The 21,261-nt window shown below is 66.4% G+C and carries 9 protein-coding genes; 5 read left to right on the plus strand and 4 right to left on the minus strand.

The window, feature by feature from the left end:
* Nucleotides 1-24 precede the first annotated feature (24 nt).
* Nucleotides 25-2,271: an alpha-N-acetylglucosaminidase gene (locus JOF56_RS46940; protein ID WP_209645978.1), complete on the plus strand. Its 2,247-nt coding sequence runs from the start codon at nt 25-27 to the stop codon at nt 2,269-2,271.
* On the opposite strand, the gene JOF56_RS46945 is transcribed toward JOF56_RS46940, so the two are convergent.
* Nucleotides 2,233-2,730, minus strand: coding sequence for a tetratricopeptide repeat protein (locus JOF56_RS46945; RefSeq protein ID WP_209645979.1), 498 nt, complete (start codon nt 2,728-2,730; stop codon nt 2,233-2,235). The two genes, JOF56_RS46940 and JOF56_RS46945, sit on opposite strands and share 39 nt — an antisense overlap.
* A gap of 215 nt (nt 2,731-2,945) precedes the next feature.
* Between JOF56_RS46945 and JOF56_RS46950 the strand changes: the two genes are divergently transcribed.
* The 4 genes from JOF56_RS46950 to JOF56_RS46965 all read left to right on the plus strand — a co-directional run bounded on the left by JOF56_RS46950 (nt 2,946) and on the right by JOF56_RS46965 (nt 7,196).
* Nucleotides 2,946-3,470, plus strand: coding sequence for an RICIN domain-containing protein (locus tag JOF56_RS46950; protein WP_209645980.1), 525 nt, complete (start codon nt 2,946-2,948; stop codon nt 3,468-3,470).
* Nucleotides 3,471-4,361: 891 nt separating this feature from the next.
* Entirely contained in the window at nt 4,362-4,928 is a 567-nt protein-coding gene (locus JOF56_RS58915) for a helix-turn-helix domain-containing protein (RefSeq protein ID WP_307855576.1), read from the plus strand.
* Between the two features lie 615 nt (nt 4,929-5,543).
* Nucleotides 5,544-5,795 (plus strand): hypothetical protein, encoded by a 252-nt coding sequence (locus JOF56_RS46960; RefSeq protein WP_209645981.1) that lies wholly within the window; start codon nt 5,544-5,546, stop codon nt 5,793-5,795.
* A 192-nt stretch (nt 5,796-5,987) separates the two neighbouring features.
* Nucleotides 5,988-7,196, plus strand: a complete 1,209-nt coding sequence (locus JOF56_RS46965) for a cytochrome P450 (RefSeq protein WP_209645982.1) — start codon at nt 5,988-5,990, stop codon at nt 7,194-7,196.
* A gap of 71 nt (nt 7,197-7,267) precedes the next feature.
* On the opposite strand, the gene JOF56_RS46970 is transcribed toward JOF56_RS46965, so the two are convergent.
* The 3 genes from JOF56_RS46970 to JOF56_RS46980 are packed head-to-tail and all read right to left on the minus strand — an operon-like array spanning nt 7,268 to nt 21,230.
* Complete coding sequence (locus tag JOF56_RS46970; RefSeq protein WP_209645983.1) at nt 7,268-7,801, minus strand: type VII secretion system-associated protein; 534 nt, start codon at nt 7,799-7,801, stop codon at nt 7,268-7,270.
* Nucleotides 7,802-7,816: 15 nt separating this feature from the next.
* Nucleotides 7,817-8,662, minus strand: coding sequence for a hypothetical protein (locus JOF56_RS46975; protein WP_209645984.1), 846 nt, complete (start codon nt 8,660-8,662; stop codon nt 7,817-7,819).
* A 22-nt stretch (nt 8,663-8,684) separates the two neighbouring features.
* Nucleotides 8,685-21,230 (minus strand): Tc toxin subunit A-related protein, encoded by a 12,546-nt coding sequence (locus tag JOF56_RS46980; RefSeq protein ID WP_209645985.1) that lies wholly within the window; start codon nt 21,228-21,230, stop codon nt 8,685-8,687.
* Nucleotides 21,231-21,261: the final 31 nt, after the last annotated feature.

Below are 21,261 nucleotides of genomic sequence, written 5' to 3' on the forward strand. Positions count from 1 at the left end.
GAAACCGGCATTGGAGGCGATCACATGACGCGTTTCCACCGCCGCGGCTTCCTGCAGACCGCGCTGGCCGGAGCACTGGGGGCGGTCACCCCCGGTTTGACGTCAGCGGATTCCTCGCGTCCGCCCCGCACATTCGACGCAACAGCGCTCAGAGCGGCGATCACCCGTTTGCTCGGCGGGAATACCGGATGGGCGCAACAATTCGACCTACGCCCCTTGGAACCTCCGAACGGAGCCTATGACGTCTTCGACATCGCGGGTGAACGCGGCGCCGTGGAACTGGGCGCGAGCAGCCCGGTCGCGCTGATGTCGGGATTCGGCTGGTGGCTCAAGTACGTCGCGGGTGGGCACCTGTCGACCAACGGTGACCGGCTCGACCTCCCCCGTCTGTTGCCCGCGCCGAGCCAGCCGATCACCAGGACGACGTCGCTGACCGACCGCTATGCCTACAACTTCACGGTTTTCGGCTACACCATGCCGTTCTGGTCGTGGCAGGACTGGGAGCGCGAGCTCGACCTACTCGCCGCCAGCGGCTACAACCGCGTGCTGTCCATGGTGGGCCAGGAGATCATCTGGTACGAGCTGTTCCAGGGCTTCGGGCTCAACGAGTACGAGGTGCGCCAATGGATCGCGCAGCCCGCGCACCAGCCATGGCAGTGGTACGGCGAGATCACCGGCTATGACGACGGCGAGTCCGCCTACAGCGGCCCGGTGAGCGTGGAGCTGCTGCACAAGCGCGCCGAGCTCGGCCGGCGGATCAACGAACGCATGTGGCAGCTCGGCATCACCCCGGTGTTCCCGGCTTTCATCGGCCACGTGCCGGACCGCGTCTTCGCGCAGCGCAACCCCTTCGCCAAGGTGATCCCGCAGGAGGACTCCGCCGGGCATCCGAGGCCGTGGTGGCTGGCGGCCACTGATCCACTGTGGCCGCGGCTCGCCGAACAGTTCTACCGCTTGCAGGCCACGCATTTCGGCACCACGACGCACTACTCCAACGACCTGATGCACGAGGGCGGGGTGCTCGGAGACGTCAAGATCGGCGATGCCGGGCGGGAGGTGCAGAACGCGCTCACCAAGGCGGTGCCCAATGCGACCTGGCTTCTCCAGGCGTGGCAAGACAACCCGCGCAAGGAGCTGATCGAGTCGATCGACAAGAACCGGGTCATCGTGTTGGACTTGGACTCCGACGACGGTCCACTGTGGAACAAGACCAACACTTTCTGGGGCGCGCCGTGGGCGTGGGGCACTATCCAGAACTTCGGTGGCCGGCTCGGCATGTTCGGCAACCTCGTCGAGCCCGGACGCACCCTGCCCGCTGTGCGCAACGCACCCGATCGCGAGCGGCTCACCGGTACCGCGATGGTGTTGGAGGGCACCTACCACAACCCGGTCGTCGCAGACCTGCTCGCGGAGATGACCTGGCACGACCAGCCGGTGGAGCTTGACGGGTGGATCGCCGACTACGTGCGGCGGCGCTACGGGACCGCCGACCAGAACGCGCTGACGGCCTGGCGGGTCTTACTGAACACTGCCTACTCGTACTCCTCGACCGGGCACACCAGCGGCGACGGCCCTTACGAGACGCCGTTCGCCGCGGAACCCGCACTGACGGTGACCTCGGCGTCGTCGTTCGCGCCCAAGATATGGCGCTATCCGCCGGAGCAGTTCGAACCCGCCCTCACGGCGCTGCTTCGGGTGCATCCCATGCTGCGCCAACTCAGCACCTACCGGTACGACCTGGTCGACGTGACCCGGCAGGTGCTGGCCAACCGCGCCCGCAAGCTGTTGGACCGGGTGCGCTCGGCCTACCAGGCGAAGAACCGACTCGACGTGGAACGACTCGGCGAACGCTTCCTGCACTACGCCGACCTGACCGACCGCATACTCGGCACCCATGAACAGTGGATGCTCGGGCCGTGGGAGCAGCGCGCGACAGCGTGGGCCAGCACCCCGTTCGAGGAGGAGATCCTGTTGTGGAACGCCAGATCGATCCTCACGATCTGGACGATCAAGGGTTGCGGGGTCCTCCATGAGTACGCCAACCGCGACTGGCACGGCCTGGTCGGCCAGTACTACCGCGCACGATGGCAGCGGTGGTTCACCGAACTGGCGAAGACGGTCGATCTTGGCATCCCGCCGGTGTTCAACGACTGGTGCTCGCGCGCGGACAACTGGGCGCGGCGCGCAGCGGCGCATCCGACCCGCCCACTCGGTGACACGTACACGATCGCCTCAGGCATCGCCACGGAACTGGCGGGTGAAACGGACTGACTCCGACCACACGAGTGTTCGAATGGCCGCCATCGCGGCGCGGGCCCATTGCTCGCCGTGCTGCCCGCAGAGCGCACGGGCGTGCCGGCCCAGCGCGACGGCGCTCGTTAAGTCCCCTTGGAACACGGCTACTCCGAACAGCGTGACGTAGGCGATGACCACGGTGCTGTTCAGTTCGCCGAGGGCCTGGAAACGTGCCAGAGCATCCTCCAGCAGCGTCTGTGCGCGTGGGAGGTCGCCGCTGAACCTCGCGGCGGCTCCCTGGACGAAGACGGCGTAGGCCAGTACCGCCTCCTCGCCTCGCGACTGGGCCCAGTCCCGGCACTCCTGCGCCATGGCCGTGGCGGCGGGGATGTCTCCCTGCACGACGGCGAGGTGGGCGTTGATCGCCAGGGCGGTGGCCCGCACCCTGGTCGGCTCGAGGTCCAGGGCCAGTGCCGGGTTGAAACCCAGGCCCACACAGCATGTCTCTTTGCCTTGGCACGCCTGGAAAACATGAGCAGCCGAACATCGATCGTCTGCGCGCGAGGTGACTACACCCACCCAGCACCTCAAAGCTTTACCAATCCATGGGTTTCGCCCACCCACCGCTCACTGACACTCACATCTATACAAGCGTGAGCCACTACTGGCATGCTCAGAGAAGGCGGGGTTTCGAACATAGGGGGTCAAAAATGCTTGCCAGAAGACTGTTCTCTGTCGTCGCAGTGGTAACGGCCTTGCTGTTCGCGTCAAATGCCCTGGCTGACGCAGAGGACACCAGACCGCCGTGGGCGAAGGCGGAAGGGATCACCGGCATCTCAGGGCCTTGGCGCATCCAGAACTACAACGGCTACTGCATGGACATCGCCGCCAACCGGCCCGGCACCGTGATCGGCATGAACGACTGCCATTCCCCGAACTACACCAGCCAGTGGTGGTACTTCTACAGCTACGAAGGCACCGAAACCTTCCGCAACTACAACGGCTACTGCGCAGACATCGCCTCGAACGCGTCGGGAACAGTCGTCGGGATCACCGACTGCCACTACCTCTACTCCAGCCAGCAGTGGGTTCGCTATTCCGACCGAACCATCAGAAACTACGGCGGCAACGGCAAATGCATGGACCTGGGCTCCAACGCGAAAGGAACCCCAGTAGTGATAGCCGAATGCCGCGACGGCTACACAAGCCAATGGTGGTACCTCCTCGCGCCTTAGACTCGATCTTCCGTGATCTTGCTGGCATCTTGTGCCGCTCGAAAGCTGTAGCGGCTCGTCAAGGCACTGACGTTCTCGTGCTCCGGCACGAGAACGTCGCCCTGCTCGGCGGTGGCAAGAACCGGCGCCTGGTCGAGATCGCCAAGCCCTTCGAGACGAGGCCAAGCTCTACCGGCAATGGTCCGTCGCGCCCGGCCGCTACACAATCAGAGAACACCTGCAAGATCATGCAGGCGACCGTCGCCCGGAAACCCGACCAAGCGGCCGAGCTACTGCGCGAATACCCCGTACGCTCCATTGCCGCGGTACCCCGCGAACATCCCGACGAACCTGACAGTGGAACAAACGGTTTCGTTCGCGCCGAGCACCCCGAGTGTCCAGCGTGCGGATCTCCACCCGCACCTCGTCACCGGTGCCGTTCGCCACGCACGGACCTCGCCCGGACGGCAACCACCGGTAAGCGGCCTCACCCGGCAGAGGCGCCGAACCCTGGTCAGCGCCAACGGGATCACCTACCCATAGCCGGTCTCCGACGACCCACGCCCACGAGGCACCGTCATGGGTGACAGCGAGGTCGCTGACCGGACCACCCACGTCGCCCTGCCGCACTACCTGCAACCGCCCTGCCCCTGCCCTGCCTGGTTTTGCCGGTCACGTGGTCCTTCTTGAGCCATCTTCGCGGGTCCACAAAGGATGGTCAGTCGTGCGCCACTGAGGGGTCCGTGGCGTCTGGGTGCCGTACCGAGCCGAACAACCGGGCAGCCTGTTCCGGCCGCAGCGTGAGGAACGTTGCGCTTGCCGAAAATCTCATCCGTGCTGGTCAGACGCTGCACACGGTGAATCAGCACCGTCCACTTACCGTTCGGCGGTCCTACGGCAGGATGACCGGCCGTGCTGCTGCGACTGGCCTACCTCGGCCTGACCAACACCTTCGCCCTACTTCGCCTGATCCCGGTGAGCAACCGGGACAAAGACATCGAGATCCTCGCATTGCGCCACCAGATCGGAGTACTGCAACGGCAACTCGGCGACACCAGGGTGCGGTTCAGCCCGGCTGACCGGGCGTTACTCACCGCGCTCCTGCACCGACTACCACGCCAAATCTTGCACAGACTCCGCCTACTGGTACGCCCCGACACCATCCTGCGCTGGCACCGCGACCTACTCCGCCGACACCACGCCAGGATGTCGAGACCGAAACGCCCGGGCCGACCGCGCACCATCCGGTCTATTCGAGTCCTGGTTCTGCGCCTGGCCAAGGAAAACCCGAACTGGGGCTACCGCCGCATCCACGGCGAACTCCTCGTCCTCGGCATCAAACTCGCCGCCTCGACCGTCTGGCAGATCCTCACCGACACCGGCATCGACCCCGCACCCGAACGCGCGTCCAGCATCTGGGCCCAGTTCCTCCGTTCCCAGGCGGAAGTCCTGCTGGGCTGCGACTTCTTCGAAACCTGAACCGCTCGAAAAGTCGTAGCGCCTGGTCAGGCCATCAGATCAGGCGCTGAGACTACGTTCCAGTGATCGTGTCGCTGCTGTACCACCTGACCCGACGATTGCTGTCCGTCCCCGCCGTGCTGCTACGCCAGGACAGCACCAAGAACGCTGAACTGCTCGTGCTCCGGCACGAGAACGCAGTCCTCCGCCGCCAAATCACTGGTCAAGTCCGGTACGAACCAATGGACCGTTTCTGGTTCACCGCCCTTTCCTCGCTACTCCCCCGCCACCGCTGGCACGCCTTCCCCGTCCAACCCGCGACGATCCTCGCCTGGCACCGTAGATTCGTCGCCTGGAAGTGGGACTACAGCGCACTCCGACAACGCACCGGACGGCCACCCACCCATGCAACGATCAAGAAGCTTGTCCTTCGCCTGGCCCGGGAAAATCCACGCTGGGGGCACAGAAGGATCCAGGGCGAGCTCGTCGGGCTCGGACATCCGATCGCCGCATCGACGGTTGGGAAGATCTTGAACTCGGCCGGTATCGAGCCCGCGCCACGCCGAACTGGCAGGGGCGCGGATCCGGGCAACTGCCTGCCAGTGCCCCACCCGGACGTGATGTCGCTATGCCACTGTGTACGCGATCACCGCGGCGGACAACACCTGGGCTCCCCGCGTGATCGTGTGCCTCGGTGGGGTGGCTCTGGCGCAACCGGGCGCTGAGCGCGCGTTCCGTCCCCGCCAGGAACTCCCGCAGCAATACCGCCACGACACTCATATCCAGGAAAGGTTCGCCAGGCGGACGGCCGGCCGCTTCGGCGGCGCAACCGGTGAACTGCTGTATCTGTCCACTCAGGACGTCCATCCGCATTCCGCTGCCGTCTGATGCCAGGCCGGCCGCACGGACCCGATTACGCAGGTGCGCGGACGGATCGTCGCTTGTGATGGCTGAACACGGAACCGGCGCGGTGCGCCCACGCCCGTCTTTCACCGGTGGAAACCACGTCGGCAAACGGCGCTATCGCCGTCTCGTTTTCGGCGGGAAAATCCGGGTACCAGAGAGTGGGGACAGGTAATCATGACTGAGACACAGGCTGTATCCACGCTTCCGGCCTTCCCGTTCGATACGCCGCCCGGCCACGACACCGACCCTGAGGGCCTGCGCCTGCTCGCCGAGGGATCGATGGCCAGAGCGCGAATGGCCGAGGGTGGCAAGGAAGTCTGGCTGGCACTCGGCTACCACGCCAACCGGCAGGTGATGTCCGACTTGAGGTTCGCTCGGCAGCCGGTCACGAGTCCGGACGCTCCGGTCACTGTGCCGGCACTTGTCGGTGTCACCGACGTCATCTCGGTAATGGATCCGCCAAAGCACACCAGGGTGCGGCGGTTGCTCGCCGCAGCGTTCACTCCGCGCATGGTCGAGCGGTTGCGCCCGCGGATCCAGTCGATCATCGACGACCTGCTGGACGGATTCGACAGCTTCGACAAGCCGTCCGATCTGATGGAGATGTTCTTCGCGCCGCTGCCGATCACGGTGATCTGCGAACTGCTGGGCGTGCCCGAGTCGGACCGGTCGAACCTGCGTGGATGGGCGCACCGGTTCATGACCGCCGGGGCACCGGAGGAGATGGCCACCACCCACCAGGAGGTGGGCGCCTATCTCGCCGGACTGGTCGCGGCCAAGCGTGCACACCCGGCCGACGACCTGACCACCGCGCTGGTCGAAGTGCATGACGAGGGTGATCGGCTGACCGAAGCCGAACTCGTGATCAACATTCAGACCCTGCTGGTCGCCGGGTTCGAAACGACCCTCAACCAGTTCTCCAACGGCATCGTCGCGCTGTCACGCAACCCTGGCCAGTTCGACCTGTTACGGCGGAATCCCGAACTCGCCGACAACGCCGTCGAGGAGTTGCTGCGCTACGACAAGCAGATCCTGGCGACCATCCCGTGGATCGCGGCCGAGGAAGTCGACATCGACGGCTACCTGATCGAGGCCGGGGACGCCGTGATCGGCGTGCCCAACATCGCCAACCGCGACCCCGCCGTGTTCGAGAACCCCAACCAGCTCGACATCACCAGAGCCAACGCGTCGCAACACCTGAGCTTCACCCACGGCCCGCACTTCTGCATCGGCGCCCAGCTGGCCAGAACCGAAATGCGGATGGCGCTCGCCGCACTGGTGCGCCGCTACCCCGAGCTCGACGTCGCAGTCCCGCACACCGAACTCGAATGGAGGCAGAGCGCCGCTGTCCGGGCACTGTGGCGCCTGCCTGTCACCTGGTGACGAGCAGTGCTTGTGAGCTGACCGCGCATTGCCTGCCAGGCCGCCGGGTGCCCGGCGGCCATGGCGGCTGGTCAGGAATTGCCGGCGATGCTCTCCCGGAGAGTATGGGCGACTATCCGGGTCGAGGCCGGGCTGCCCGGGTTCAGCAGGATGTCGGTGTCCGGCGGCAGACCTTCGACGAGCTCCTCGATGGTGACCGTCGCCCAATGCTCGGCACCGACACGCTCACGGTGCGGCTCCGAGGTGATCACGGCGACACACGGCACGTCGTCCGGGGCGGGGCCGACCAGCGGATAGCCCTCCTCGTCCACCGCGATCTCCATGGTCGACTCACCGAGTACGTCGATCAGTACCGCCACGTCGGCCTCACCCGCGATGATCATGTGCATCACGGCATCGGCCAGGTCGGTCGGGGAGGACGCGTCGGACGGCACGTACTGCGGGTTCGGCTCGAACCGGCCGGGGTTGCCCTCCTCGTCGAGCGACCAGCCGCCGACGATCGCCTGGACGGGCGGGACCTCGTCCTCGGTACTGGGCTGCCATCCCGGGTCGAGCAGTACGGCCCAGTCCGCGGTGTCCTCCGGCGCTGGCTGCTGATCCACCATGACGACCATTCTCCCTCACTCCTCTTCTTGCCGGACAGTCGTGCCGGGAAATCCGACGAACTCGCCGGGCACGGGTTCGCCCTTGGAAGTCGTGTCCGGTTGGACGCCGTACCGACTTGTTCTCTCGTCACCCGACACGAGCCGGGTGCCTTTTCCGCTCGGTGCGAAAACGTCCCCCGTGAAACCCAGTTCGCGCAACTTCTCGACCGCGGTCTTCCCTGATACGGCCTCCGGATGCGCCACACTGCAGGAGAGCATGACCAGCATCATGGTCGGGTTCTTCGCGAAGAACTTCCGCAGGAACGGGCTGCGGGCAAGCAGCCGTGCGTAGGTCGCCCCATCGATGAGCACCTTCTGGGCGGGCTGTTTCTTCGTCGCCTTCAGCGAGACAGCGAATATCTTCTTGTTGGCATGGGCGTGCGTGTAGAAGAACTGGCTTCCCGCCCAGGGGGACGGCACCCGCTCCTGCTTGCCTGTCTTGCCCTGCTTGCCCGACTTCCCTTTCGCGCCGAGGTTCTTGAGGTATGACACGTCCGAGGTGCGCTTGGGGACTCCGGCCCACTTGGTCACCTGCAAGGTGTCCTCTTGCTTGGTGGGATACGAGGTCCCGATCACGGCACCGCTGTGCGCGTCCTTCAGCAACAGGATCTCGACTCGCCTTGCCCCGAACTTGAAGAACGTCTTGGTCTGCTCGCCGAATCCGCTGAGCCAGGGCTCTTTCTTGGTCTTCTTCTTCGGGAAGACCGGGTTCTTCTTCGAGAAGAACGAGTTCTGCGAGAAGATCGACGATGGCCGGGACCGGACCGCCTTATGGCCCCCCGATGGTGTTAATTTCCCTGCCTTGGTAAACGCCCCACTCATGCCTGTAGTCCTCTCCGCAGCTTCAGTTGCCGGACTTATAGGTCAGGACGAGACCCAGACCGGTCAAGGCCGTCCTGTCACCGTCGAATCGCAAGGCCAGCCCCGCATCGCCGTTGCCGGGCAACGAAAGCCCGGGAGTCGGCAGCAACTGCCCGTTGTTCAGCGCGAACTTGGCGTCCCCGCCGAGTACGAACCGCCCGGCGCCCTGGTACTTCGGATAGATGCCGGTGATCTGGCGGCTCACCATGCCGGGCAGCAGATCCGGCGTGATCGGCAACCGGAGCTCCGGGTCGCCGCCGGTCAGAAACCGCGTCCACTCCGCGGGGAACTCGCCGGCCACGTCGAACAACCGCGCGGCCGGGTACGGCTTGAGCACGCCCCGCACCGCGTTGGTGAACACCGAGTCGCCGGCCTGGGCCGTGTACTTCACGGTGAACACCACGTCGAGCAGGTCCTCGGGGCATCGCCCGGTCAGCTCCAGCCGCCACGTGGAGACCGCGCCGGTGCCCTCGAACGGCAGGTACTTGTCGTCGTCGTAACGCAGTTCGAACAGGCCGTTGTTCTCCGCATACTGGTCCACCTGCGACAGTGCGATTCGCTGGCTGGCCCGCCAGTCGGCGCGTACGGTCGCGGGAGCCGGGCCCTTCGGGTCGAGCAGGTGCCGCACCGCCTTGGCGTCCGGCGCCATCACAGTCCGGTGACCGAGCTGGCTGAGTGTCGCGTTGAGACCGAGCCGTTCGCCGTCGGTGTTGGCGAACGTGACCGAGACGGTCCGGATCTGCCTGCGGTAGTGCCCTGGGAAGTCACGGTCGAACATCGCCTCGGTCAGCGCGATCTCGCACTTGCCGCCGGTCTTGAGCCGCAGCAGCGCGACCGGGTCGAGCTCCAGCAGCGACACCTGCCTGGTGATCTGCATGCCCCGGCTGTCCGCGTCGAGGAACGCCCTGCCCATCCGCTCCAGGTCCAGCCCCAGGGTTTCCGCGGCGAGCAGCCCGTTGTGCCGGCTTTCCCAGTACTGCGGCCGGATGTGGCGCACGTCCGCCTCATCGAGTCCACGCTCGAACTGGAATGCCCGCTCGGCCGACCTGGCCATGTCGTAGGCCAGGTTGTAGGCCTGGAAGTACGCCTCCCCGAGCCGGCCGGACATCCACGAGTACAGCTGTGCGGTGCCGAACTTGTCCTTCAGGAACGACGCGACGGCCTGCTTGTGCGCGATGTCCTGCAGGAGGATGTCCCGTTCCCGTTCGGCCATCGCCAGTTGCTGCTCCGCGCTGGCCACCTGGTGGCCGATCTGCACCACGGTGCTCTTGGCCTCGCGCAGCTGGTCGGTCCACTCGCCCATGGACCGTTGGTGCGCGGCGGTGACACCGAGCAGTTCGCCGATGATGCTGAAGCTCTCGCCGATCGACTCCCAGATCTCCGACGACTTGTCGAACACCTTGCCGGCCTGCTTGCCGCCCATCTCCGTGCCCATGATGAACGGGCCGATCAGCGCCTGCGGCATGCCGTAGGCGAACGCCGCACCGATCTTGTTGGCACTGGAGTACAGGTGCGCCGCGCCGGCCGTGGCCAGCGACGCGATCTGGGCCACCTCCAGGTCGGTGAGCCCTTCGTCGACGAGCCCCTGGTAGTACTTCACCCGGCCGCCCGCGGCCTCCTGCCCGGTCCTGAGCTCGGCCAGGTTCTCCCGCGCGGCCTTGACCTCGGCGTCCTTGATGGCCCGGGTCATGTCCAGGATCGTGGCCTCCTGCCGGTTCTGCAGCAGGTTGAGCTCCTCGGCGTCCCGCTTCTCCAGTGCGCCGATCAGGTCACCACCCAGCTGACGCACCCGGTCGACAAGTGCCTGCGCCTGCCGGAACAGGAAACTGAACCGGTACTGCGGCACCGGCGCGGCCGCGCTCGCGGTGATCTGGTCCAGCCCCGCACCGGACGCGACCCCCTCGACCAGTGCCATCGGGTCGATCGGCGGCGCGAACAGCGGCACGGGCTGGCTGATCCCGAGGAAGTTCTGGGACAGCCGGATCTTGCGCAGCCGGTCCTCCACCCGGACCCAGTACTCGGCGAACATCGAGTTGCCGGGAACGGTGAAGTACTCGTTGCCCACGCCGCGGTGGACCGAACCCTCGCCTTCCAGCAGGACACCGTCACCGGTGAGCACGACTCTCGGGTCGAGCTCACCGGGTTCGAACCCGCCGTGACCACGCGGCGCCGGCAGCAGCCGCGTGCCCAGTGCCTCCGGCCGGGCCCCGAGCAGGTCGTACGCCAGGACGTAGAGCATCCGGGCCTCGTCGATGCTTTCCGGGGTGTACTGGCGGAACAGCATGTCGCCCCAGTCGAGCAGGTTGTCGATGTAGGCCATCACGACCGACCGGCGGTACGCCACCGGACGCCACCCGGCGATCGCGTGCGGGTCGAACGGGTCGTCCTGGTAGGCCCCGACGAGCTTGTCCGGGTCGCCGAGCAGGTAGTACTGCCGCCGTAGCCCGGCGATGATCGCGGTCTTCTCCCGCAGGCCGTTGAGCGTGCCGAGTGTTTGCCTGCCGACGGTGCCGGGCAGGCCGAGCATCCGCCGCTCGATCTCGGTGTGCACTGTGGACGACGCGAGCGCCGCAAGATCGGCGGCGAGGTCGTCGTCGAGCCTGCTGTACCGGCGGAACACCCCTACGAGCCGGCCGGCCTTCGCCAGCAACGGATTGACCAGGCCTCTCATGTCCTCGGCGGCGAGATGCGCCTTGCCCAGCGTCTTGGAGTCCGCCGACCGCTCGAGTGCCTTCAGGTCATCCAGGCAGCCGTCCGCCAGTGCCTCCGGATCCACGGCGAGGAACGGCAGGAATCGCCAGTAGCTCGTGGTCTCGGTGGGGTCGAAGACGGCCTCGTACCACTGCCGCGCGGCCTCGAACCGCTGCGCCTTGTTGAGCGCCTGCGCGATGAGCAGCGGGGCGTGAAAGAAGATCTCCCAGTAGTAGATCCCGTTGGCGCTGTCGAAGTCCAGGTGCGTACTGGCCGGCAGCCGGTCCTCGGTCACGCGGGTGCTGCGGACATGGATCGTGGTCTCGCCGGAGAACTTCGTGCTGCACGCGGGAACCTCGTCGAACTCCTGGGTGCGCGGGTCGAGCAACGCGGAAACCCCGCCGATCAGCAGCTTCTCGTTGAGTTTGTGCGCGGTGCTGGTGGTGAGGCGGACGACCTCGTACGGCTGGGTCGCCCGGTTGTACGGGCGTGGGACCGGGACGTGCTTCGCGTACTGGACGTATTCACTGCCGTAGAAGAGATACAGCTGCGTGCCGCCGTCCAGCACGGAGTCGAACCGCACGTCGAAGCCCCGCGGCAGGCCGCCCCAGCCGCCCTCCATCTTCTGCCAGGTCAACAGACTGTGGTGCAGCTCGACGGAACGGTCGATGCGGGCGTACTCCCCCCTGTCGAACACGTAAAGGGCGTCATCTCGCTGGAAGACCGCGTCGACGGTGTGCGGCAACTCCACCGGGAAACCCTGGTCGGCCTCCCGCGCCACCTCGCCGTCCACGATGGCGAAACGCGTCAGTGTCTTGCCGCTGATGAGGTACAAGGCGTCGTTGGCGACGTACGCCGCGGTCACCGTCGGCAGATTCCAGCGCTTGCTGATCGGCTGTGGCCGGGTTGTCTTCCTGACCGGGCCAGTGTCCGGCCCTGGCTTGCCGCCCCGATCCCAACCGCGGCCGCCGTGGCCGATGTGGCCGATTTGACTGCCGAGACCGCCGAGGCTGCCGGTGTCCTCGATCTCGGCGTTGTCCTCATCCTCGGTGCTGTCCCTGGCGTCCGGGTCCGTGGACTTGGGCACGACGAGGTAGCGCGGGGTCGACGGCCCGTTCTGGAAGAACAGCCTGGTCCCGCCCGGCAGTTCGACCGCCGCGTCGACATGGCTCCACTTGGGCAGCCCGACGTTGTCCTTCTTCAGCGAGAACGACTCGACTGCCTCGCCGGCACCGATCACACCCGGCCGGAACAGGAAACTGCCGCCGCGATGGTCGAGGCTGAACCAGTCGCCGTCCCCCTCGGTGCTGTTGAACGTGACGATCCGGGCCTCGGTGCTGTGGTTACCCGGCGCGTCGTCGAGGAGCTCCTTGCGCAGCAACGCCTTGTCCTGGTCCTGGGCGACCTCGCCGAGAACCTTCTCCCTGGTCTCCCCGATCGGGATCGGGGAGAGCTCCGGCGGCAACGCGAACCGCGTGGTGAACCGGGTCGTGACGGTCCGTGGGTGGGTCACGATGTCGACGTAGGAGCAGGTGACCTGGATGGCCTCGTGCCCATCGGCCGAGGACTGCCCCAGCTCCACGGCCACCTTCAGCTCGCTGATCGCGCCGCTCAGCCCGGAGTCCACGACCCTGCTCTGCACCGGCAGCCACTGGCCGTTGAGGTCGCAGAACGAGTAGCAGATCTTGACGCGGTTGGTCGCGGCCGTCGTGGACACCCGCTGGCTGTCGCCGTCCTTGACCGCGACGACGGACGTCGTGGATCCGGACGGGGCTGTCGAGTCGGCCGTCGCCCAGAACACGAACACCCGGCCGAACGCGTGGATCGGGGCCACCTCGTCCGCGTCGATCTGGACGTTGACCTGCTCCCAGGGCTCCCAGGTGGTCGACACGCGCTCGGTTCCGCGTAGTTCCGCCCGCCGCCAGTAGTACCGCCTCGGGTCCGTCCTGGTCGTTGCGAACAGGACCAGGTCGCGGCCTGACGGGTCGTCGTCCCCGGTGGGGTGGACGTAGCCGCCGGCGATGGCCAGCCGGGACACCTCGGTGTACTCGTCGAGATACTTCCTGTACGCCCGCACGACGGCGTCATCGGTGATCTCGCCCTGCAGCAGATCGTCCTCGAGCTGCCGGAACGCCGAGGACTTCAGGTCACGCAGCTCGGGCCGCAGGTAGTTCTCCGGGTACAGGAACACCTTCCGGTTGGCCTCCCAGGTGCGGTAGGCCCGCATCCAGGTCCACCACCGCTTCAGCCGCTGCTTCGTGGCCTGCTCGTCCGCGCCGGTCTCGACTGTGGCCTGCTCCAGGTTGAGCAGGTAGCGGTGCAGGTACAGCTGGACCGCGGCGATCGCCTCCCGGACCTTGGAGGTACGCGCCTCACCGCCCATGTCCACGTCGATCAGCAGCTGCTCGAACAGGTCGCGAGTGGTGACCAGGCCGGGCTGCGACGGGTCGGCGAGCACGGCCGCGACCAGAGCGTCGCGTTTGGCCATGTTCAGCTCGTCGTGCAGCTGCCCGGAGAGCACCGGCCATTCCTCGGCGGTGTGCTGCCGTTCGAGCAGCTCGTACAGCACGGAGGCCGCCTGTTCCAGGCCTCCGTCCTGGCCGTTGTGGACACGCGACCAGATCTCGCCGAACACGCGGGACGGCCCGGTACCCAGCTTTCCGGCCAGTTCGAACAGCTCACGTGCCTTGAGTAGGAACTCGATCTCGAACCGGTGCTCCTGGTCGTGGCCGGCGGGCAGGAAACCACCGTTGCGTTTGACCCACCTCAGCTCGTCGACATCCCAGCCGAAGATCCCGGCGAGCACCTCGAACGGGTCGTCGGCGCCGATGTGCAGCAGGTCCACGAGGCCGGCCGGGCGTGACCGGGCAAGGTCGACGAACCGGGTGATCGTGGCCACGTCCGTGAGCCGGTAGTCACCGCAGTCCGACCACCGCTGACGGAACGTCTGTGGGTACGTACGGTCGATCTCGTGGTAGCGGCCGGCGGTGTAACGGACGTACTCGTTGCCCCGCACCAGATAGGTCCGGCCCTCGAAGCCGAACGCGCCGGTGATCGACGCCTCGAACGACGCGGGCAGATTCCCCCAGTCATCCTTGATGGTGCGCGGATAGCCTTCGTCGGCCGTGGTGAACTCGCCTGCGCGGTAACGGAGATACTGGCCACCGCGGAAGGCGTACAGCTCACCGGCAGGGGCCACGAACGCGGCGTCGATAGCGTTCGAGCCATCGGCGAAGTCGTTGCGCACCTTGCCCCATTGCCCGGCGATCGGCGCAGGCGCGGCAGTGTCGCCACGCAGATAGTGCTTGCCCGCGAACAGGTACGTCATACCGTCGACGCTGCGGAAGGCGGCGTCGATCCCATCCTTGAACTCGTCGGGCAGCGCACCGATGCCGAGTTCGGCGGACAGTCCGGATTCCAGCGTGCGTGGGTATCCGTCGTCGACATAGTCATAGTCGGTACCCGTGTAGCGCACGTACTGGTCGCCGGAGAACAGTAACGTGTGTTCGCCGTTGACCAGGGCTGCGTCAACCTTGCCGCCCTCGGCGATGTTGTTGCGGATACGGCCAAGCGAGCCGACGTCGAGCGTGGCGGTCAGCGCCCTGGACGCCACATGGCAGCTGGAGCCGACGAACACGTAGACGGTTCGGTCGTTGGCGACCACGCCGTCGATCAGCGCGGGCGCGTCCTCCGCGATCCGGTCCGCGAGCACCTCCTCGAACGTCTCCGGCAGCGCCGCGAACATCTCCTCCTTGCGGAGGTTGCGGGCGATCTGCTTGGGGTAGCCCGGATCGGTCCACTGGTAGGTGGAACCTGAGTAGCGCACGTACTGGGTGCCGGAGAACAGGAACGTCCGGCCACCGGCCACCACAGCCGCATCGACGCGGCCGCTGCCGTCCCGTTTGGCGAACTCGTTGCGCGGCCGGGCCCACACGTCGCGGATCTGCTGCCGTTGGGTGAACGCGCGCTCGTGGTACCTGGTGAACTCGTCCTGGAAGAAGAAGTAGGACGCGCCGTCCACACCGGTGAACGCGGCGGTGATCGTATCGTCGTCCTGGCCGATCCCCCGCCAGAGCCGGTTGATCAGCCTCGGGTAGGACCACTTCCGGGTGCTCTCGTTGTACTGGACGCACTCCTTGCCGGTGAGCAGCAACATCGTGTCGCCCTCGAACAGCACGGCATCCGGGGCGACGAAGCCGGCCGGCCGCTGTTCGGCCGGGATCTGCCAGAAACCCGAGTCGGTGATACCGGGCTCGCCGGGGCCGCTGTAGTCGGTACCGGAGTACACGACGTAGCGGATGGTGCCGTCCTGCGCCGGTTTCTCGAACAGGTAGGTCTTCTCGTCCTGGACGTAGGCGAGGGTCACTGTCGCAAGGCCCGTCCAGTGTTCCTTGATGGATCGCGGCTCGCCGACGATGTCGCCGTCGTAGGCCGAACCTTCGTATACCACGAACTGGTCGTCGGTGAACACATAAGTCCTGCCGTCCCGCCCGACCATCGCGGCATCGACACGGTTGTTGTGGTAGACGGTGTTGCGCGGCCGCCCCCACTCCTCGGCCAGCGGGTAGGCACGGTTGAGCTGCTTGTCGAAGCACTGGGTGCCCTGGAACAGGTAGGTGTTCCCGTCGGGGCCGGACAGTACCGCGTCCAGGCCGTTACGGAACTCCTTGGGAACAGTACGAAGCGTTCGTGGCCGGATTCTTGTCCTCGTGACCTCGGTGCCCTCGATCGAGCCGCATCGGAGCCATTCGCCGCCCTGCTCCAGTACGAGCGAGCCGTCCTCAAGCAGGACACAGCCGGCGCTCGCCAGATCGTCGTACCGCCGGTAGGCAGTGTCCGACACCACGTGACATTGCTTGCCTGAGAAGAGGTACACGTTGCGTTGGTCGGAGAAAGCGGCGTCGACGTGGTCGATGGAGACGGAGAGCTTGATCAGCCGTGGCTCGTCCTTGAGCGACGAGAGCAGTTTCGGGTAGCCGCTGTCGATCTCCGCCAGGTTGTCGCCGGTGTAACGGACGTACTGATTGCCGGAGAAGAGGTACGTGTGACGCTCGGGCGAGTTGACGACGAGTGTCGCATCGACTTTGCCGGTACGCGTGATGTTGTTGACGACCTTGCCCCAGAAGGTGCCGACCGGAGCCGGCTGGTCGTCGGCCGCGGTGTAGTCGGCGCTGGAGTAACGCACGTACTTTCCACCGGAGAACACATAGGTCCTGCCGTCGCTGCCCAGGAAAGCGGCCTCGACCCGGTCGAACGGGATGCTGTCCCAGTGCTCCGCCAGCCTGCGCGGCTGCGACCACCAGCGATGCCTGGCATCAAAGGTGATGAAGTCCTGGCCGGAGAACAGATACATCAGACCGTCACGCCCGGTCAGGACGGTGTCGATCACGGTGAACCCCGGACTGTCGGGGGCAGGCCACGCCGGCAGGCTCCACCAGCTGTCCGGCATCGCCTTGGGGTAGCCCTCGTCCGGGGCCTTGTAGTCCTTTGTGGAGTATCGGACGTACGTGCCCGGCCCGTCCTCGGCGGCCGTGCCGACCAGGTAGGTCCGGTTGTCCAGGACGAACGCCGCGTCGACCCGAGTCAGTCCGCCCCAGTCGCCGGCGATCGTACGCGGGTAACCCACGTCGACCGTGGTGTAGTCGGCGCCGGAGTAACGAATGTACCTGTTCCCACTGAAGATGTAGGTCTTGCCGTCCAAGCCCACGAACGCGGCGTCCACAATGCCGTCCGGCAGGACAGGCGTGAGCACTCCCCACTTGCGGGCCGTCGGGGTCGCTTTGCGGTCGCCGGTCAGGGCAACGGTCATGTTGCCCTTGAACAGGTGCACGACATCAGATCCGTCAACCAGGGCGGCGTCGACCCCGCCCTCGAACTCCGATGGCACGTCACCCAGGCGCGACTCGATCCGTTGCAGGCAACCGTCGTCGGCCAGCACACCGGGGTTCTCGATACCGCCGGTCACCTGGACGAGCTGGTTACCGGCGAACAGGACGACCGCGGACTTGTCCACGTAGGCGGCGTCGATGCCGGTGGCCTGGCTGAACGAGTCGCGTACGCGCCCCCAGACCTCGGTGATCGGGCGTTGCGGGGATCCGACCTGAAGGTAGCTGTGCTCCTTGAACAGGTGGACCTTGCCGTCGCCACTTTGGAAGGCCGCGTCGAGGGCGAACTGGAAGTTCACCGCCAGCCGGACGTGCGGGCCCTCGTCCTCGCGCCACTCCCCCAGCGTCCGCGGATAGCCCTCGTCGACCTGGGTGTAGTCGGCGCCCGAGTAGCGGACGTACTGGTTGCCGCAGAACAGGTAGGTGCGCCCCTCGTCGTCGGTGAAGGCGGCGTCGATCCGGGCCAGGTCGGTGAAGTTGTTCGCGATCTTGCCCCAGACCTGCTCCCGTCGTGTCCACACGAGACTGTCACGGTCCTTGGTGAACGCGTGGGAGCCGCCCTTGCCGTCCCGGCCGATGATCCACCCGGTGCCGATGTTGTCGGTGAAGGCCGCATCGATCCTCACCAGGCCGGTGAACCGGCTCGACAGCTCGGCCAGCGGTTTGGCCACCGGGCTGACCAGTGCGCGGGTCTTCGGTGCGTAGGCCCAGTAGCCCTGCTCCCCGAACAGGTAGACACTGCCGTCCCAGTCTTCGAGCAGAGCGTCGAACGCCTCGACGCCCGGCGGAAGGACCAGCGTCTCAGGGTACTTTCCGGCCAGATCCTGGTCGTGGAACGCGACGCTGACCTCCGCCGGCTCGAGCGCCAGTTTGCCGGCGAGCATCGAGAACCTGCGGATCCGCCGGTACGCGAGCAGGAAGTGCACGTCCTTGACGGTGTCCTCGGCGAGCAGGACCGGCGCGACCAGAAGGTCGAGAGCCTCGGCTGCGCCACCGGCCACCTCGGTGCAGATCGCTTCGACCGTTGCCGCCGGCACGCCGAACGCGTCCTGCAGAACGCTGAACAGGGTTTCCCGCTGCCGTTGTTCCAGGTCGGCGACGACGCCGACGATCTCGGCGATCCCGGCCGTCGTCGCCATGGCCACCTTGTGCAGCAGGAAGAACACTTCCTTGCCGTAGTCCTCGTAGCCGGGCACGGTGAACTTCAGTGCATTGTGGACGTTGCCGAACCAGCCGAGGCGACCGGCGGGCACCGTGAACTCGTCGGTCAGGTGACGGTTGTCGACGAGCAGCTCGGCGAGCCCGAGGCTCTCCTCATCGGTGAACCCGAGCTCTGCCAGCGCCGTGAAGTCCAGCTGGTAGGCCTGCTGCTCGCGGAGGATCGCGGCGAGCTGCTGGAAGACCATGGCTTCCTCGCCCGCCGTGAACCCGGGGCCGACCCGCAGGCCGGGGGCCGGTTGCGACAGCAGTGCCCGCAGGTCCTCCGGCACGTGGTCGTCGACCAGGTAGGTACCGTCGAGCAGACGGGCGACGGTCTGGGCCACGGCCCGATCGGCGATGTCCTGGAAGTCCTCGGGAACGAAGGTGTTCCACTGGGTCCTGGCAGTCTGCAGCCGGACCTGCATCGCCTCCAGGATCGCGCGGCGACGCGGGTAGAACTCCAGAGCGACACCGAAGTCGGCCAGGCCGAGGCCCAGCATCGCGACCGGGTCGGTGAAGTTTCCGTCCTTGTTGACATATCCGTTGAACCGCAACGACTCCAGCAGGTCGGTCAGCTGCGCGTCGGTGAAGTCCAGCGAGGCGAACGAGTCCGGGTCGAGCGCGATGACCTGTTCGCCGAAGAGCCGTGCCCGCTCGTGCAGCCGGTCCGACACGGCCGGCGTCAGCTCGTCCAGGCAGGTGTTGACGGTGAAGTCCAGGATGTTCTCGGGCACGGCGAAGAAGTCCGGCGCCAGGATCTTGCCCTCGGCGTCGATGTGCAGGTTGTGGATCAGGTTGTCGTACAGTTCGGCCAGCGTCTCGGCAGTCAGGTCGCCGAGCTGCTCGAGATCCGACGGGAACACCGCCCCGACTTCGGCCGCGGCCGCGTCGCTGAACAGCATGAACAGCGATGCGCGGTACGGTTCGAAGTCGGTCGCCAGCCGGAAGTCGGTACTGGGCAGCCGGTTTTCGGCCAGCACGCCGTCGGCGTCGACGTACCCGGCGAGAACCAGGTTGGTGAATATCTTCGCGGTGAGCCGTTCGTCGAGTCCGAGGCCGGTGAAGTCCTCGTCGGTGATCCCGGACAGTCGCACGAGCGCGTCGTAGGCGGCGGATTTCGCCGTCGGCCGGTCCACTCGCAGCAGCCGTGGGTGAAGTCCGGAGACCACACCGTCGTCGCGCGTGGTGAGCACGTCGTGGATGATCTCGGCCGCCCGCCGCGAGAACCGCTCGGAGACGAACACGTCCCGGTCCATACCGACGTTCCGGAACTCCCGCCGCAGGTTCGCCACGACCTCGGCCTGCTGCGCGGTGTCCTGTTCGCTCACCTTCGCCGCGGCACCCCCAAGCAGTTGAATCAGTTCCTGAGCGCCGAAACCGTAGGTCGTCATCCACGTGACGATCACGTCGAGCAACTGGACCAGCCACAGCCGCGAGCCGGCATCGGTGCCGGCGAGGATCCCGAAAAGGTCCATGCTCTGGGTGGCCGTGCCGAACGGCAACGGATGCGTCAGGATCGCCGGGTCGCTCTCGATCGCGTCGAACACGCCGAACAGCTCGCTGACCGGAATGTCGAGGGCCGCGGCCAACCGGGTGATCCGGTGCAGCAGCGAAAGGTCCTTGCTCTGCTCGTCGGTGCCGAACGGACCTTGCGGCACCTCAGCACGCAACCGCGTGACGATTGTGACAATGTCGTTCTCAGGGACGGAAAGCGCGCGGGCGACCCATTCGCGGTACGCCTTGTTCCAGGTGGCGAGGATGTCGCCGGAGTAGCTGGGCGGCGTGCCGAAGACCCGGCCGTAGAGGTGGCGCTCGCGGTCCTCGTCGCCCGATCCGAGCATTGTCATCGGCGCGGCAAGGGAACACACCACGTCAATGGGAAGGTCGAAGCGGCGCTGCAGGGACACGACCGCAGCGAGGATGCGCAGCGCAGCCAGGTCGATCCGGTTCCCGCAGCAGCTGCGCAGCACGAGATCGAGGTCGAGCAGCCGCAGCCCGGTCTTACGGGCGAGCCTGACGAACCGAGCCGTCCGATCGAACCACTCCTCGGGAACGGTTTCCCCATCTCCGCCCCAGAGCAGGGTTTTCTCGGCATCGTCCAGGGTGACGCGCGGACCGTCCTGGTGGATGAAGAACTCCGCGGCGGCCGCACGCTCGGAAACGCCGAGGTTGCCGTACAGCAACTCCCGCACTTCGGCCGCCGTGAGCGTCGTGGCCCGGCGGAACTCCGCAGCGTCCTGGAGACCGGCGAAACGCCCGGGATCACCACTGACCGGCAGAACCACCGCGTCGATGTCGTCTGTGGACAGACCAAGGAAGGCCCTGGTCACCACATCGCTGTCCGGGCGCGTGGCGAACGCGCGGTAGAGCTCGTCGGCGGTGACCCCGAACCGCCCGAGATACTTCTTCAACCGTTCGTCCTGCAACGAGAACGGCAGGTTCAGCGGGAAACGCAGACCTCGCAGCCGTTCGTAGGCCGCTTCCGCGGACTCGCCGACTCGCGGTTCGAGCACGCCGTTGACGATGTCGAGGTACGGCACGACGGTGTATGTGTTCTCGGTGTCCAGCGGCACACCCTGCAGGCCCGGGCGCCGCTGTGTCAGCGGGAAGACCTCGAAGCTGTCATCGATCAGCTCGAGCAGGTCGGCCAGGTACGCGGCGGGCGAGAGCACCGAGCGCGACTCGTCGGCCGGACGAAAGCTCAGATCGCCGAAAAGCTCCTCGTAACTGGGCAGAGAGCTCTCACTGGACATGCGTTTCCCCCTCTAGGTCTGCGAGGTTGTG

The sequence above is a fragment of the Kibdelosporangium banguiense genome, from assembly GCF_017876405.1.
Taxonomy (GTDB): Bacteria; Actinomycetota; Actinomycetes; order Mycobacteriales; family Pseudonocardiaceae; genus Kibdelosporangium; species Kibdelosporangium banguiense.

Excerpts from the sequence above, each read along its gene's own strand:
- JOF56_RS46965 (WP_209645982.1), top strand. The coding sequence starts at position 5,988 with ATGACTGAGACACAGGCTGTATCCACGCTTCCGGCCTTCCCGTTCGAT.
- JOF56_RS46970 (WP_209645983.1), bottom strand. The coding sequence starts at position 7,801 with ATGGTGGATCAGCAGCCAGCGCCGGAGGACACCGCGGACTGGGCCGTA.
- JOF56_RS46980 (WP_209645985.1), bottom strand. The coding sequence starts at position 21,230 with ATGTCCAGTGAGAGCTCTCTGCCCAGTTACGAGGAGCTTTTCGGCGAT.
- JOF56_RS46950 (WP_209645980.1), top strand. The coding sequence starts at position 2,946 with ATGCTTGCCAGAAGACTGTTCTCTGTCGTCGCAGTGGTAACGGCCTTG.
- JOF56_RS46940 (WP_209645978.1), top strand. The coding sequence starts at position 25 with ATGACGCGTTTCCACCGCCGCGGCTTCCTGCAGACCGCGCTGGCCGGA.
- JOF56_RS46975 (WP_209645984.1), bottom strand. The coding sequence starts at position 8,662 with ATGAGTGGGGCGTTTACCAAGGCAGGGAAATTAACACCATCGGGGGGC.